The 14,771-nt window shown below is 57.6% G+C and carries 12 protein-coding genes and 4 tRNA genes; 13 read left to right on the top strand and 3 right to left on the bottom strand.

The genetic code is table 11. The features are described 5' to 3' along the window. Positions 1–382: 382 nt before the first annotated feature. Positions 383–1,216 (bottom strand): tRNA 2-thiocytidine biosynthesis protein TtcA, encoded by an 834-nt coding sequence (locus Tel_03935; protein ID ALP52359.1) that lies wholly within the window; start codon positions 1,214–1,216, stop codon positions 383–385. A 342-nt stretch (positions 1,217–1,558) separates the two neighbouring features. Between Tel_03935 and Tel_03940 the strand changes: the two genes are divergently transcribed. Next, positions 1,559–3,418: a dihydroxy-acid dehydratase gene (locus Tel_03940; GenBank protein ID ALP52360.1), complete on the top strand. Its 1,860-nt coding sequence runs from the start codon at positions 1,559–1,561 to the stop codon at positions 3,416–3,418. Positions 3,419–3,447: 29 nt separating this feature from the next. Here the strand turns inward: Tel_03940 and Tel_03945 are convergent, their stop codons facing one another. Beyond that, on the bottom strand, positions 3,448–4,116 hold the full coding sequence (locus Tel_03945; protein ID ALP52361.1) for a hypothetical protein: 669 nt from the start codon (positions 4,114–4,116) through the stop codon (positions 3,448–3,450). A 46-nt stretch (positions 4,117–4,162) separates the two neighbouring features. Further along, the gene (locus tag Tel_03950; GenBank protein ALP52362.1) at positions 4,163–5,164 is read right to left on the bottom strand and encodes a UDP-glucose 4-epimerase; all 1,002 of its coding nucleotides are present in this window, start codon (positions 5,162–5,164) and stop codon (positions 4,163–4,165) included. 174 nt (positions 5,165–5,338) lie between these two features. On the opposite strand from Tel_03950, the gene Tel_03955 reads away from it, so the two are divergent. The 12 genes from Tel_03955 (at position 5,339) to rpoB (ending at position 14,766) form a co-directional block, all read left to right on the top strand. Continuing rightward, positions 5,339–5,423, top strand: a tRNA-Tyr gene (locus tag Tel_03955). 73 nt (positions 5,424–5,496) lie between these two features. After that, positions 5,497–5,570: transfer RNA gene (locus Tel_03960), tRNA-Gly, on the top strand. 55 nt (positions 5,571–5,625) lie between these two features. Further along, a tRNA-Thr gene (locus Tel_03965) sits at positions 5,626–5,700 on the top strand. A 56-nt stretch (positions 5,701–5,756) separates the two neighbouring features. Next, positions 5,757–6,947, top strand: coding sequence for an elongation factor Tu (gene tuf, locus Tel_03970; protein ALP52363.1), 1,191 nt, complete (start codon positions 5,757–5,759; stop codon positions 6,945–6,947). Between the two features lie 76 nt (positions 6,948–7,023). Then, positions 7,024–7,099: transfer RNA gene (locus Tel_03975), tRNA-Trp, on the top strand. 31 nt (positions 7,100–7,130) lie between these two features. Next, positions 7,131–7,475, top strand: a complete 345-nt coding sequence (locus tag Tel_03980; GenBank protein ALP52364.1) for a preprotein translocase subunit SecE — start codon at positions 7,131–7,133, stop codon at positions 7,473–7,475. 4 nt (positions 7,476–7,479) lie between these two features. Then, positions 7,480–8,013 (top strand): hypothetical protein, encoded by a 534-nt coding sequence (locus tag Tel_03985; protein ALP52365.1) that lies wholly within the window; start codon positions 7,480–7,482, stop codon positions 8,011–8,013. A 125-nt stretch (positions 8,014–8,138) separates the two neighbouring features. Next, entirely contained in the window at positions 8,139–8,570 is a 432-nt protein-coding gene (locus Tel_03990; protein ID ALP52366.1) for a 50S ribosomal protein L11, read from the top strand. A gap of 2 nt (positions 8,571–8,572) precedes the next feature. Further along, positions 8,573–9,268: a 50S ribosomal protein L1 gene (locus Tel_03995; protein ID ALP52367.1), complete on the top strand. Its 696-nt coding sequence runs from the start codon at positions 8,573–8,575 to the stop codon at positions 9,266–9,268. 245 nt (positions 9,269–9,513) lie between these two features. Continuing rightward, the gene (locus Tel_04000) at positions 9,514–10,044 is read left to right on the top strand and encodes a 50S ribosomal protein L10 (protein ALP52368.1); all 531 of its coding nucleotides are present in this window, start codon (positions 9,514–9,516) and stop codon (positions 10,042–10,044) included. Between the two features lie 72 nt (positions 10,045–10,116). Further along, positions 10,117–10,500 carry a 50S ribosomal protein L7/L12 gene (gene rplL / locus Tel_04005; GenBank protein ALP52369.1) on the top strand — a complete coding sequence of 128 codons (384 nt, stop codon included), beginning with the start codon at positions 10,117–10,119 and terminating at the stop codon, positions 10,498–10,500. Between the two features lie 186 nt (positions 10,501–10,686). Next, positions 10,687–14,766, top strand: a complete 4,080-nt coding sequence (gene rpoB, locus Tel_04010; GenBank protein ID ALP52370.1) for a DNA-directed RNA polymerase subunit beta — start codon at positions 10,687–10,689, stop codon at positions 14,764–14,766. Positions 14,767–14,771: the final 5 nt, after the last annotated feature.

The following is a 14,771-nucleotide window of genomic DNA, read 5'->3' on the forward strand; positions in this document are numbered from 1 at the left end:
TTGGTTGGGGGACCATAGCAAACACTAAATAATCGCATTGATGAGATCACAATGGATCAACGTAAGAGCTTGGTAATGACTTTTGGTACCGTCGCTGGAATTCTGGGCATTGTTGTTTCTGTCGCCCTGTTTGCCACTGAGCTGATGGCTTAAGTCTAACGTTCGGAAATCTTCCGAAGGGGGAACGCCATGTACAGAGAAATCAAACGACCCGTTATGGAGCATACGCTCTCGCTGCTAATCGGCGGACTGGGAGCGGTAATTTCGTTGTCACTGGTAACAAGCCAGTTAATGGTGTAATAAGCTAGAAGAAATATATCCACCTAAATCAGAATGTTGAAAAGGGAGCAGCGCAATCTGCTCCCTTTTTTTTGTGGCGCTGTCAAAACGGGTTGGCCTGGAGTGCGCTTGTCTCGGTGTCGCAATCTCGGCGCTGTTGTTCCAGGTGCTTGAAGTCCCAATGGCGTTTGTCCATGAGCTGGCTCGGCTGCAGCGCCTGCAGGGCATGGAGCATGTTGCTAGGGATCTTTTCGTTTTCCGCCGCCAAATCCCTGATTAATTGTTTGATGCGTTGGCGCGCCAGGTTCTCCTGCGAGCCGCACAGGTTGCAGGGGATAATGGGGAATTCCATTAATTCGGCGAATTCGGCGATATCCTGCTCCTGGCAGTAGACCAGCGGTCGGATCACGATATGGTCTTGGCTGTCAGTGAGCAATTTGGGCGGCATGGATTTGATCTCGCCGTTGTAGAGGATGGACATCATCAGGCTTTGGATCAAATCGTCGCGATGGTGGCCCAGGGCGATTTTGCTGAAACCGTGCTTTGCTGCATAGCTATAGATGCTGCCGCGGCGCAGGCGTGAGCACAGAGAACAATACGTCTTGTTCTCGGGCACCTTTTCGATGACCACGGAGTAGGTGTCTTGTTTGTAGACTTCGAAGGGAATTCTGTGCTGCTCCATCCAGCTGCGCAGGCCGCTGTCGTTCCAGCCCGGCTGGCCCTGGTCGAGAGTGAAGGAGAACAGCTCGAACTTGTTATTGCTGCGCTTGCGCAATTGATTGAGCAGATGGAGCAGGGTGAAGGAGTCCTTGCCGCCCGACAGGCACAGCATGACCCGATCACCTTTCTGGATCATGTTGAAATCGGCGATGGCCTTGCCGGTGTAATGCAGTAGTTTCTTTTCCAGTTTGGCCAGCTGGGTCGAAGGGGTGCTCATGGGACGCTCCGGGTGAGGCGGTGACTGTGTAGGAAGGGCGGATTTTACGCCATTTAAGCCGCCTGACGCCAACCATGCTCGTGCTGTGGATAGTGGATTCGCGTTTATCTCTTGCCTTGGGCGGGCTCAATTTGCCAAACCTTTTATCACGGGGATAAGTGATGGGCGACGCAGCGCCGCCCATCGCCTGAGTCTGCGCCGCACGGGCGGCTTATCGCAACGCATGAGGTTCGACTTCCCGGCAGAAAAGGGGGATTGAAACGGTGTTTATGCGTCGCGCCGGAGGCCTAAATTTGCTATCTTTGTGGTCCGTACGAATCAAGCAGACCAGAGGTTCAGACCATGCCCGACTATCGTTCCCGCACCTCCACAAGCGGCCGCAATATGGCCGGTGCCCGCGCCCTATGGCGCGCGACCGGGATGAAAGACGACGATTTCGGCAAGCCGATTATCGCGGTGGCTAATTCGTTTACCCAGTTCGTGCCGGGACATGTCCATCTCAAGGATATGGGGCAGCTGGTGGCGCGTGAAATCGAAAGGGCCGGCGGCGTGGCCAAGGAATTCAACACCATCGCTGTCGATGACGGCATCGCCATGGGCCACGGCGGCATGCTGTATTCCCTGCCTTCACGCGAGCTGATCGCCGATGCGGTGGAGTACATGGTCAACGCCCATTGCGCCGACGCCATCGTCTGTATCTCCAACTGCGATAAGATCACGCCCGGCATGCTGAATGCGGCGCTGCGCCTGAATGTGCCAGTGGTGTTCGTCTCCGGCGGGCCGATGGAGTCGGGCAAGGCCGTCATCGGCGGTAAGGAAGTGCACCTGGACTTGGTCGATGCCATGGTCTCGGCCGCCGATCCCAATGAATCCGACGAAGATGTGATGAGCATGGAGCGTTCGGCCTGTCCCACCTGCGGTTCCTGCTCGGGTATGTTTACCGCCAATTCCATGAACTGCCTGACCGAGGCCCTGGGCCTGTCGCTGCCGGGCAACGGTTCCATGCTGGCCACCCACGCGGATAGGAAACAACTGTTCCTGCGCGCCGGCCGCTTGATTGTCGATCTGGCCAAGCGCTATTACGAACAGAACGACGCCTCGGTACTGCCGCGCGCCATCGCCAGTAAGGCGGCCTTTGAAAACGCCATGTCGTTGGACATCGCCATGGGCGGCTCCACCAATACCATTCTGCATTTGTTGGCCGCGGCTCAGGAGGCGGAAGTGGATTTCAGGGTGGCGGACATCGATCATTTGTCGCGCAAGGTGCCGCAGCTGTGCAAGGTGGCGCCGAGCACCCCGCTGTATCACATGGAGGATGTGCATCGTGCCGGGGGGGTCATGGGTATTTTGGGGCGGCTGGCGCATGCCGGCTTGCTGCATACCGACGTTCAGACCGTCCATTCCCATACCCTGCAGGCGGCCTTGGATCAGTGGGATGTGAGCAGCAGTGAGGATGAGGCGGTGCATGCCTTTTTTAAGGCGGGGCCCGGTAACGTCCCCACCCAGCAGGCCTTCAGTCAGGAAAAACGCTGGCCGGCATTGGACCTGGACCGCGCCAACGGTTGTATCCGTGATCTGGATCATGCCTATAGCCGTGACGGCGGCTTGGCGGTGTTGTTCGGCAATATCGCGCGCGAGGGCTGTGTAGTAAAGACCGCCGGTGTGGATGAAAGTATTCTCAAATTCAGCGGGCCGGCGCGCCTGTTCGAGAGCCAGGAGGCTGCCGTGGAGGGCATCCTCGGTGACCAGATCAAGGAAGGCGACGTGGTCATCATCCGTTACGAAGGCCCGCGCGGCGGGCCGGGTATGCAGGAAATGCTCTACCCCACCAGTTATCTGAAATCCAAAGGGCTGGGCAAGGCCTGTGCCCTGATCACCGACGGCCGTTTTTCCGGTGGCACCTCGGGTCTGTCCATCGGCCATGTGTCGCCCGAAGCGGCCGAGGGCGGTGCCATCGGCTTAGTGGAAGAGGGGGATACCATTGAGATCGATATTCCCAATCGCAGCATCAACGTCGCCGTCTCCGACGATGAGTTGGCGGCGCGGCGTGAGGCCATGGAGGCCAAGGGCGCGGCGGCCTGGCTGCCGAGCGCGCGCCAGCGTCAGGTGAGTGCTGCGCTGCAGGCCTATGCGGCCATGACCACCAGCGCTTCGCGCGGGGCAGTGAGAGATGTGAGTCAGTTACAGCGAAAGGCACGCTAATAAAAAGCCCCGTTAACGGGGCTTTTTATTTAGAGCTCGTTCCATTTGGATTTACGCTGAAAGCGTAGCCTGGGCAGGATCAAGCCAATAATGATGCCCAGGATGGTGACGCCGGTGCCGGTGATAAACCAATCCCGGGCGCTGCGGTCCTTGAGTACTGCGTTTTGTTGCTCCACGGTTTGCAGCTCCGTTTCCAGGTGAATCAGCTTTTCCCGTAATTCTTTATTAATCTGATCCAGTGCCAGGGCGTTGCTGGATATTTCCCGAATACGATCGAGCTCCTGTTGCAGTTTCTGGTTTTCCGTGTCCAGTTGGCTACTGCTCTTATCCAAGCTGTCGCGCGAGGCGCGGGTCTGCCCCAGTTGGGCGGTCAGTTCGGCCGTTTTGGCTTCCAGGCTGGCTAGCTTGTTTTTGGCGTCCGCCAGGCGGTGTTTGGCGATGGGGGTCTGAGTCAGATAGCGGGTCAATACCCAGCCTTCGGTGCCGCCGGGGGTGCGCGCCAACGAGTAGCCGGCGTCCTTGTCGGTTTCCAGTACTTCCAGTCGGGTGCCGCTTTTCAGAGTGCGAATGATCTGGTATTCGGTGCCCTTGCCGCCGCGCATGGTGATGACCAGTTCGTCATCCACGTAATAGGTTTCCTGGGCGACGGCGCTGCTGAGCAGTAAACCGCCAAAGACCGCAGCAATAATTTTGTTCACATCAACTCCATGGGTCAATTGTCGAGGGTATCGATGTTACCCAATCTTATTGATTGCGGAAATCATTTTGCATCAGCTTGCGTTCCCAGTGGAGCGCGCTGGCGACAATCTGTTCCAGGTCATCGTATTGCGGCCGCCAGCCCAGCGTGGTGCGGATGCGTTCGGCATCGGCGATCAGTGTCGGGGGGTCGCCGGCGCGGCGCGGCAGTTCCTTAATGTTCAGTGGCGCGCCATTGACGCGGGCCACCATGTCCAACACCTCGCGCACGCTGTAGCCGTGGCCGTAACCGCAGTTGAAGGTGTTGGAGGCGCCGCCTTGCTCCAGGTAATCCAGCGCCATGAGGTGGGCGTTGGCCAGGTCTTCAACGTGAATGTAGTCGCGTACCCCGGTGCCGTCCGGAGTGGCGTAGTCGCTGCCGAAGATGGCCACCTGGTCTCGGATACCCAAGGCCGCCTCGCAGGCCACCTTGGTCAGCAGAGTGGCCTTGCGAGTGGACTGGCCGATGCGGCCCTTGGGGTCGGAACCGGCGACGTTGAAATAGCGCAACACCACGTGGGCAAGATCGGTGGCGGCGGACAGGTCGCGCAACATCCACTCGCTCATCAGTTTGGAGCTGCCGTAGGGATTGATGGGGTTGAGCGGTGTGTCCTCGCGCGCTACCCCGGTCGCGGGGATGCCGTATACTGCGGCCGTGGATGAAAATATGAAGTGTTTGACGCCGTGCGCACTGCAGCATTCCAGTAGATTACGGGTGCAGCAGGTATTGTTTCCATAATATTTGAGTGGATCCGAGACCGACTCGGGCACGATGGTGTGGGCTGCGAAGTGCATCACCGCGCCGACGTTGTGATCCTTCAGCAGTTGGCTGACCAGCGCCTTGTCTCCGGTGTCGCCGATGACCAGGTCGGTGTCCTGGGCGGCCTGGCGGAAGCCGGTGGAGAGATTGTCCAGAATAACGACATTTCTGCCCTTGCTGCGCAGTTGTTGCACCACATGGCTGCCGATATAGCCGGCCCCGCCTGTTACCAGGATGTTGTATTCCGACATCGTCCCGCTTGGTCCTGTGGTATTGAAAGTCGGCACATCATAACAGCTTGAAAACGCTCGGGTAAGGGGGGTTAAACCGGGCAAGTGGGGCTATCAGGCTGATTAATGGCTGTTTATCCGGGATTTGATGTTGACAGAAAAGCAACTCTACTCCAAAATAGCCGCCTTTGTTTCGGAGGGGTTCCCGAGTGGCCAAAGGGATCAGACTGTAAATCTGACGGCTCCGCCTTCGGAGGTTCGAATCCTCCCCCCTCCACCAGGTTTCAAAAGATTGCGTCGGAAGTGTCGGGGCGGACCAGTCATCGGTGGTGTTAATCGATTTTAGAGGTCGGGCGGGTGTAGTTCAATGGTAGAACCTCAGCCTTCCAAGCTGATGACGTGGGTTCGACTCCCATCACCCGCTCCATACTTGATGGGCGATACTCTTTAATATAGGGCCGGTCGCAGTTTAAAGATGTTTCGCCCATGTAGCTCAGGGGTAGAGCACTTCCTTGGTAAGGAAGAGGTCCCCGGTTCAAATCCGGGCATGGGCTCCAGGTTTTGATTTTTGTTACGAAGTTTTTGGAACATTTTTTATATAGAGGGTGCATCGATGTCCAAAGCAAAATTTGAACGTACGAAACCGCACGTAAATGTAGGCACCATTGGTCACGTCGACCATGGCAAGACCACGTTGACGGCGGCATTGACCGTGACACAGGCGAAGAAATTCGGTGGTGAGCACAAGGCTTACGACCAGATCGACTCGGCGCCGGAAGAAAAAGCGCGCGGCATCACCATCGCCACCGCGCACGTCGAATACGAATCAGACACCCGTCACTACGCCCACGTCGACTGCCCCGGCCACGCCGACTACGTCAAGAACATGATCACCGGTGCCGCGCAGATGGACGGCGCCATCCTGGTCTGTTCCGCCGCCGACGGCCCCATGCCCCAGACCCGCGAGCACATCCTGCTGGCGCGCCAGGTCGGCGTACCCTACATCGTCGTATTCCTGAACAAGGCCGACATGGTCGACGACGCCGAACTGCTCGAACTGGTGGAAATGGAAGTGCGCGAACTGCTCAGCTCCTACGACTTCCCCGGCGACGACATTCCCGTCATCACCGGCTCCGCGCTCAAGGCCCTAGAAGGTGACGACAGCGAAATCGGCACCCAGGCCATCGACAAACTGGTCGACGCCCTGGACAGCTACATCCCCGAGCCCGAGCGCGCCATCGACGGCGACTTTTTGATGCCCGTCGAAGACGTCTTCTCCATCTCCGGGCGCGGCACCGTCGTCACCGGCCGCATCGAACGCGGCATCGTCAAAGTCGGCGACGAAATCGAAATCGTCGGCATCAAAGACACCGCCAAGACCACCTGCACCGGGGTCGAAATGTTCCGCAAGCTGCTGGACCAAGGGCAGGCAGGCGACAACGTCGGCGTCCTGCTGCGCGGCACCAAGCGTGAAGAAGTCGAACGCGGCCAAGTCCTGGCCAAGCCCGGCTCCATCACCCCGCACACCAAGTTTGAAGCCGAAGTCTACGTGTTGAGCAAAGACGAAGGCGGCCGTCACACGCCGTTCTTCAACGGCTATCGTCCGCAGTTCTACTTCCGCACCACCGACGTCACCGGCGCCTGTGATCTGCCCGAAGGCATCGAGATGGTCATGCCCGGCGACAACGTCGCCATGACCGTCAGCTTGATTGCGCCGATCGCCATGGAAGAAGGTCTGCGTTTCGCAATTCGTGAAGGTGGCCGTACCGTCGGCGCCGGTGTTGTTTCCAAGATCATCGAATAAGGAAACGCTGCGAAATCGACGAGGGGTGAGGGCTGATACGCCTTCATCCCTTGTTGTTGTTTTTGGTTACCAGGATAGGCCAGTAGCTCAATTGGCAGAGCGGCGGTCTCCAAAACCGCAGGTTGGGGGTTCGATTCCCTCCTGGCCTGCCATTTTGGTAGCTACTAAGAATTTTTGAGGTGTATGGACAAGCTTAAGTTGACGATAGCTCTGGCGCTGGTCGCCGCAGGCGTGGTGGGGTTTTATTACTTTCCCGACCAATCGCTGCTGATGCGTGTGCTGGGCTTGTTGGCGGCTGCGGGCATCGCCTTGGCGGTGGCCTACCAGACGGCTGTGGGTCAACGGACCTGGGGTTTCGTGACAGGCGCTCAGACAGAGATCAAGAAAGTTGTCTGGCCGACCCGGAAGGAAGCGCTGCAAACCACCGGGATCGTGGTCGTGATGGTGTTGATCGTTGCGCTCTTTCTCTGGGGTCTGGACTCCATACTGTTGTGGTTGGTCCGTTTATTGACTGGTCAAGGGGAATAGACACATGGCGAAGCGGTGGTACGTAGTGCACGTTTACTCGGGCTTTGAAAATCAGGTCAGGCGTTCGCTGGAAGAGCGTGTGCGCCATGCCGGTATGGAAGAGCGTTTCGGCGAGGTGCTGGTGCCGACCGAAGAGGTCGTCGAGATGCGCGCCGGCCAGAAGCGCAAGAGCGATCGCAAATTCTTCCCAGGTTATGTGCTGGTGCAAATGGAAATGGACGACGAGACTTGGCACCTGGTCAAGGATGTACCCAAGGTGATGGGGTTCGTCGGCGGCACCACGGATCGGCCGGCGCCGATCAGTGATCGTGAGGCCGAGCGCATTCTGGATCGCGTCAAGGAAGGCGTGGAAAAGCCCAGGCCGAAAGTCTTGTTCGAGCCGGGCGAGGTCGTCCGCGTCGTCGATGGTCCGTTTGCCGATTTCAACGGCGTGGTGGAGGAAGTCAATTACGAAAAGAGCCGTCTGCGTGTGGCGGTGTTGATCTTCGGTCGTTCCACCCCGGTTGAATTGGAGTTCGGGCAGGTCGAAAAGAGTTAGTTTTTATAGGAAAGGGTTTAAAGGGTACTGGAGAAAAGAAGAGGTTTGTTCTTTTCACTTTTCTCTTTGCTCTGTCTTTATCAGGGGAGCCGTAAGGCGTTCGCACCCGGCAAGGAGTCAATGCAATGGCAAAGAAAATAGAAGCGTATATCAAGCTGCAGGTCGCGGCGGGTCAAGCCAACCCCAGTCCGCCCGTGGGGCCCGCCCTGGGTCAGCGCGGCGTGAACATCATGGAGTTTTGCAAGGCCTTTAACGCCCAGACTCAGAACCTGGAGCCCGGCATGCCGGTTCCGGTGGTGATCACTGTCTACAACGATCGCAGCTTTACCTTTATTACCAAGACCCCGCCTGCGGCCGTGTTGCTGAAAAAAGCGGCCGGTATCAAGTCAGGCAGCGGCCGTCCCAACACTGAAAAGGTCGGTACGGTTAACCGTGCCCAGCTGGAAGAGATCGCCGCGACCAAGATGCCCGATCTCACGGCTGCCGACATGGATGCAGCGGTTCGCACAATCGCCGGTACTGCACGCAGTATGGGCCTGAACGTAGAAGGGGTGTAAGCATGGCTAAGATGAGTAAGCGCGCCAAGGCGATTGCCGAAAAGGTTGCTCCGGGTACGGTATTGAGTATCGAAGAGGCCTTGGCGCTTTTAAAAGAAGTGTCTTCGGTCAAGTTTGACGAGGCTGTCGATGTGGCGGTGAATCTGGGTGTGGATCCGCGTAAATCGGATCAGGTGGTACGCGGATCTTCCGTACTGCCCAACGGTACCGGTAAGACCGTTCGTGTCGCCGTGTTCACCCAGGGGCCGAACGCCGATGCCGCCAAAGAGGCCGGCGCCGATATCGTCGGAATGGATGACCTGGCGGAAGAGGTCAAAAAAGGCAATATGGATTTCGACGTGGTTATCGCTTCGCCGGACGCCATGCGCGTAGTCGGTCAGCTGGGTCAGATCCTGGGTCCGCGCGGTCTGATGCCCAACCCCAAGGTCGGCACGGTGACCGCCGACGTGGCCACGGCGGTGAAGAATGCTAAGGCTGGCCAGGTGCGTTACCGTACCGACAAGGCCGGAATCATTCATACCACCATCGGCAAGGCCAGCTTCGACGTCACGGCCTTGAAGGAAAACCTGGACACGCTGCTGGCCGACCTGAACAAGGCCAAACCCAGCAGTGCCAAGGGTATTTATATGAAGAAAATCACTGTCTCCACGACCATGGGTCCCGGGGTGGGGGTAGAGAAATCGAGCCTCGCCCTATAGTGGGGAGGCTGTTGTGATTCGCGTCGCCTGCAGTTCGGGCGGTGCACAAAGACTTTGGAGTCATCAGGCGACTGGTGGCAGTCAAAGACCGTAGGTGCCACGCCTTTGCAAGTGGAAGGCGCGGCTTAATGGAGCGATCCGGCCTACGTAGACGGTGCCACCCAAAGCGGGATTTTCCCGGTCGGGGTCGCCGTAGGTGGATATCCGGTGACGGATATCTTGGTTAGACCTTTTGGAGGTAAGTTATGGCTCTTAATCTGAATGATAAGAAAGCCATCGTTGCCGAAGTCGCGGAAGTGGCGTCCGTCGCCCATTCTGCGATTGCAGCTGAGTACGCCGGCCTGAGTGTGGGTCAGATGACTGAGTTGCGTGCCAAGGCACGTGAGTCCGGTGTTTATTTGCGCGTTGTGAAAAACACCTTGGCTCGGCGTGCGTTGCAAGGGACTGACTTCGAGTGCATGAACGAAGCGTTGGCGGGTCCGCTGGTGTTGGCGTTTTCCCAGGAAGATCCTGGTGCCGCCGCCCGCGTGATCAAGTCCTTCGCCAAGGACAATGAAAAACTCGAGGTCAAGTTGGTTTCTATTGGCGGCAAACTATTGGCGCCCGGCGACATCGAACGCCTGGCCAATATGCCGACCAAGGAACAGGCGATCAGCTTGCTGATGGCATTGATGAACGCCCCTGTCGAGAAACTTGCACGTACCCTCAACGAGATACCGACCAAGGCTACGCGTGTTGTTGCCGCAGTGCGCGACCAAAAGCAGGCTGCGGGTTAATCGCGGCCTAGGTATCGCACGGCAAGCGATGATGGTTTGAGTCTTTATTTTTATTAATTAGGAGATAGTCAAATGGCTGTATCTAAAGAAGATATTTTGGAAACGATTGCCAACATGACCGTGATGGAAGTGGTCGAGTTGGTTGAGGCCATGGAAGAAAAGTTTGGTGTTTCCGCCGCCGCAGTCGCAGCCGCTCCGGCCGCTGCTGCCGGTGGTGCTGACGGCGGTGCCGCCGCGGAAGAGCAGACTGAATTTGATGTTGTGATGAGCAGCTTCGGCGACAACAAGGTTTCCGTCATCAAGGCTGTTCGCAGCATCACTGGTCTGGGCCTCAAGGAAGCCAAGGAAATGGTTGAGAGTGCTCCTTCCACCATCAAGGAAGGCGCTTCCAAGGAAGAAGCTGAAGAAGTTAAGAAGCAGCTTGAGGAAGCTGGCGCTGCTGTTGAGCTTAAGTAAGTTTCGACACTGCCAGGGTGCTTTTTAACGGCATCCTTAATCGGCTGGCGGCCTCGTGCCGCCGGCCTTTTGCCGTTGGTGAGACGGCAGCATGTTTGGCTACAGTAAGGCTTTGAGGCGATTGGCGCTGCAACAATGCAGGCCTGTTGCACTCAATATGTAAAGTACTAAGACTGAGGAACTCCGATGGCCTACTCTTTTACGCAAAAGAAACGCATCCGAAAGACTTTTGGCAAGCAACCCCGCGTGCTGGAAGTCCCCTATTTGCTGGCGACCCAGCTTGATTCGTATCGTAATTTTCTTCAGGCAGATGTTCCGACGGACGAGCGCGCCGACCTCGGTTTGCACGCCGCCTTTTCTTCAGTCTTTCCGATTCAGAGCTACACCGGAAGCGCTGAGCTGCAGTATGTAAGCTATCGCTTGGGTACCCCCGGGTTTGATGTGCGCGAGTGCCAGATGCGCGGCATGACCTTCGCCGCCCCGCTGCGGGTCAAGGTTCGCCTCGTTATCTATGACAAGGAATCCAATGCCGCAGAGCGTAGCGTCAAGGATATTAAAGAACAGGAAGTCTACATGGGCGAACTGCCGCTCATGACCGAAAACGGGACTTTCGTCATCAACGGTACTGAGCGTGTGGTTGTATCTCAGTTGCACCGTTCGCCCGGTGTGTTCTTTGAGCACGACAAGGGCAAGACCCATTCCTCGGGCAAGCTGTTGTTCTCAGCGCGCGTGATTCCTTATCGCGGCTCATGGTTGGACTTCGAATTTGATCCCAACGACAATCTGTTCGTACGTATCGACCGTCGTCGCAAGCTGCCGGTGACCGTATTGATGCGCGCGCTGGGCTACTCCACCCAGCAAATTTTGGATGAGTTTTTTGAGTACAATAATCTGACCCTCACCGACACGGGCGCCGAATTGGAATTGATCCCCGAGCGTTTACGTGGTGAAACCGCCCTGTTCGACATCAAGACCGCCAAAGGCGCCGTCGTGGTGGAGCAGGGTCGCCGCATTATGGCGCGCCATATCCGTGAAATGGAAAAGGCCAGTATGGCGAAACTGGAAGTGCCGGACGAATACCTGGTCGGTCGCGCGCTGGGCGGTGAAATCGTCGATGAAAGCAGCGGCGAGGTGCTGGCCACTGCCAATGACGAGATCACCGAGGAGCTGTTGGGCAAGATGCGCCAGGCCGGGGTGAATACGTTTAAGACACTGTTTACCAATGACCTGGATCATGGGCCTTATGTCTCCAATACCCTGCGCATCGATAACACCAATGACGCTCTCGAGGCACAGATCGAAATCTATCGCATGATGCGCCCGGGTGAGCCGCCGACCAAAGAAGCGGCGCAGGCATTGTTCAACAACCTGTTCTTCAGCGAGGACCGCTACGACCTGTCGGGCGTGGGACGCATGAAGTTCAATCGCCGCCTCAAGCGTGACGAAGTGACCGGATCGGGCACCCTGGACGAGCGCGACATCCTCGATGTGATTCGCGCCTTGATCAATATCAAGAACGGTAACGACACCGTCGACGATATCGACCATCTGGGTAACCGTCGCGTCCGTTCCGTCGGCGAAATGGTGGAGAACCAGTTCCGCATTGGTCTGGTGCGTGTCGAACGCGCCGTCAAAGAGCGTTTGAGTCTGGCCGAAAGCGAAGGCCTGATGCCGCAGGAGCTGATCAACGCCAAGCCGGTATCGGCCGTGGTGAAGGAGTTCTTCGGGTCCAGCCAGTTGTCCCAGTTTATGGACCAGAACAATCCGCTTTCCGAGGTGACCCACAAGCGCCGTGTCTCTGCCCTGGGTCCGGGCGGTCTGACGCGCGAGCGCGCCGGCTTCGAAGTGCGCGACGTACATCCGACTCACTATGGCCGTGTCTGTCCCATCGAGACGCCTGAAGGTCCCAACATCGGTCTGATCAACTCCTTGGCGGTGTATGCCCGTACCAACGAATACGGCTTCCTGGAAACCCCTTATCGTAAGGTGGTCGACGCCCGTATCACCGACGAGATCGAGTACTTGTCTGCCATCGAAGAGGGCGAATACGTCATTGCCCAGGCCAGTGTGGCTGTGGACAAAGACGATAACCTGCTCGATGATCTGGTCTCCTGCCGGCACAAGAATGAATTCACCTTGTCGCCGCGTGATCGGGTCAATTATGTCGATGTCTCGCCGCGTCAGATCGTTTCGGTGGCCGCGTCCTTGATTCCGTTCCTGGAGCATGACGACGCCAACCGCGCCCTGATGGGTTCCAATATGCAGCGTCAGGCGGTGCCGACCCTGCGCGCCGACAAGCCGCTGGTAGGTACCGGCATGGAGCGCACCGTGGCCATCGACTCCGGTGTGGCCGTGGTGGCCCGTCGCGGTGGCGACGTCGAGTCTGTCGATGCCGCCCGCGTGGTGGTGCGCGTCAATGACGAAGAGACTGTGCCGGGCGAGCCGGGCGTGGACATCTACAACCTGACCAAGTACACCCGTTCTAACCAGAATACCTGCATCAACCAGCGTCCGCTGGTGAAGAAGGGTGACGTGATCGCGCGCGGCGACGTGCTGGCCGACGGTCCCTCCACCGACATGGGTGAGTTGGCCCTGGGTCAGAATATGCTGGTGGCCTTCATGCCCTGGAACGGTTACAACTTCGAGGACTCGATTCTGATTTCCGAGCGTGTGGTCAAGGAAGATCGTCTGACCACCATCCACATCGAAGAGCTGACCTGTGTGGCGCGTGATACTAAGCTCGGTTCGGAGGAGATTTCCGCCGATATCCCCAATGTCGGTGAAAGCGCCCTGGCGCGCCTGGATGAGTCGGGTATCGTCTACATCGGCGCCGAGGTGAAGCCGGGTGACATCCTGGTCGGTAAGGTGACGCCCAAGGGCGAGACCCAGTTGACCCCGGAAGAGAAACTACTGCGCGCCATCTTCGGTGAAAAGGCCTCCGACGTGAAGGATACCTCGCTGCGTGTGCCCTCGGGCATGAGCGGTACGGTGATCGACGTGCAGGTCTTCACTCGCGACGGTGTGGAGAAGGACAAGCGCGCGCTGGAAATCGAGAATGCCGAACTGGATCGGGTCAAGAAAGACTTGTACGACCAATTCCGTATTTTGGAACAGGACATCTATCAGCGTGTCGAACGACTGTTGCTGGGTAAGGTGGCCGATGGCGGTCCGGGCAAGCTGAAATCCGGGGATAAAATCACCAAGGGTTACCTTGACGAGATTGGTCGCAACAAGTGGTTCGAAGTGCGCCTGCGCAACGACGACGCCAACATGCAGTTGGAACAGTTGAGCGAGCAGGTCAAGGCTTCGCGCAAGGAGATCGACGAGCGCTACGAAGAGAAGCACGGCAAGCTTACCGCCGGTGACGACCTGGCGCCCGGCGTGCTGAAAATGGTCAAGGTCTATCTGGCCGTCAAGCGTCGCATTCAGCCGGGTGACAAGATGGCCGGTCGTCACGGCAACAAGGGTGTTATCTCCATGATCGTGCCCGAGGAAGACATGCCCTACGATGAAAACGGTGAGCCGGTGGATGTGGTGCTGAACCCGCTGGGTGTGCCTTCGCGTATGAATATCGGCCAGGTTTTGGAGACCCATCTGGGTTGGGCCGCCAAGGGTATGGGCCGCCGTATCGGCGAGATGCTGGATCAGCAGCGCAAGATTGCCGAGATCCGCGGCTTTCTCGATAAGGCCTACAATACCAGTGGCCACAAGGAAGATCTGGATTCGTTCACCGATGACGAGATCATCGAGCTGGCCGGCAATCTGCGCGCCGGCGTGCCAATGGCCACCCAGGTCTTCGACGGGGCCAGCGAGGAAGAAATCAAGGGGATGTTGGAGTTGGCCGGTCTGCCGACGTCAGGGCAGACCCAATTGTACGACGGCCGTACCGGTGATGCCTTCGAGCGTCTGGTCACCGTCGGTTATATGTACATACTGAAACTCAACCATCTGGTCGACGACAAAATGCACGCCCGTTCGACCGGTCCTTACAGCTTGGTGACCCAGCAGCCGCTGGGCGGCAAGGCGCAGTTCGGTGGTCAGCGTTTCGGTGAGATGGAGGTCTGGGCGCTTGAGGCCTACGGTGCCGCCTACACCTTGCAGGAAATGCTGACGGTGAAATCCGATGACGTTGCCGGTCGTACCAAGATGTACAAAAACATTGTCGATGGCGATCACCAGATGGAGGCGGGAATGCCGGAATCCTTCAATGTATTGCTGAAGGAAATCCGAGCCTTGGGTATCGATATCGAGCTGGAACAAGAGTAATCCGG

It is taken from the genome of Candidatus Tenderia electrophaga, assembly GCA_001447805.1.
GTDB lineage: Bacteria > Pseudomonadota > Gammaproteobacteria > Tenderiales > Tenderiaceae > Tenderia > Tenderia electrophaga.

Bases quoted from the DNA above. Each gene is read 5' to 3' on its own strand.
- Tel_03935 (ALP52359.1), bottom strand. From the start codon at position 1,216: ATGAGCACCCCTTCGACCCAGCTGGCCAAACTGGAAAAGAAACTACTG.
- Tel_03940 (ALP52360.1), top strand. From the start codon at position 1,559: ATGCCCGACTATCGTTCCCGCACCTCCACAAGCGGCCGCAATATGGCC.
- Tel_03950 (ALP52362.1), bottom strand. From the start codon at position 5,164: ATGTCGGAATACAACATCCTGGTAACAGGCGGGGCCGGCTATATCGGC.
- tuf (ALP52363.1), top strand. From the start codon at position 5,757: ATGTCCAAAGCAAAATTTGAACGTACGAAACCGCACGTAAATGTAGGC.
- Tel_03980 (ALP52364.1), top strand. From the start codon at position 7,131: ATGGACAAGCTTAAGTTGACGATAGCTCTGGCGCTGGTCGCCGCAGGC.
- Tel_03985 (ALP52365.1), top strand. From the start codon at position 7,480: ATGGCGAAGCGGTGGTACGTAGTGCACGTTTACTCGGGCTTTGAAAAT.
- Tel_03990 (ALP52366.1), top strand. From the start codon at position 8,139: ATGGCAAAGAAAATAGAAGCGTATATCAAGCTGCAGGTCGCGGCGGGT.
- Tel_03995 (ALP52367.1), top strand. From the start codon at position 8,573: ATGGCTAAGATGAGTAAGCGCGCCAAGGCGATTGCCGAAAAGGTTGCT.
- Tel_04000 (ALP52368.1), top strand. From the start codon at position 9,514: ATGGCTCTTAATCTGAATGATAAGAAAGCCATCGTTGCCGAAGTCGCG.
- rplL (ALP52369.1), top strand. From the start codon at position 10,117: ATGGCTGTATCTAAAGAAGATATTTTGGAAACGATTGCCAACATGACC.
- rpoB (ALP52370.1), top strand. From the start codon at position 10,687: ATGGCCTACTCTTTTACGCAAAAGAAACGCATCCGAAAGACTTTTGGC.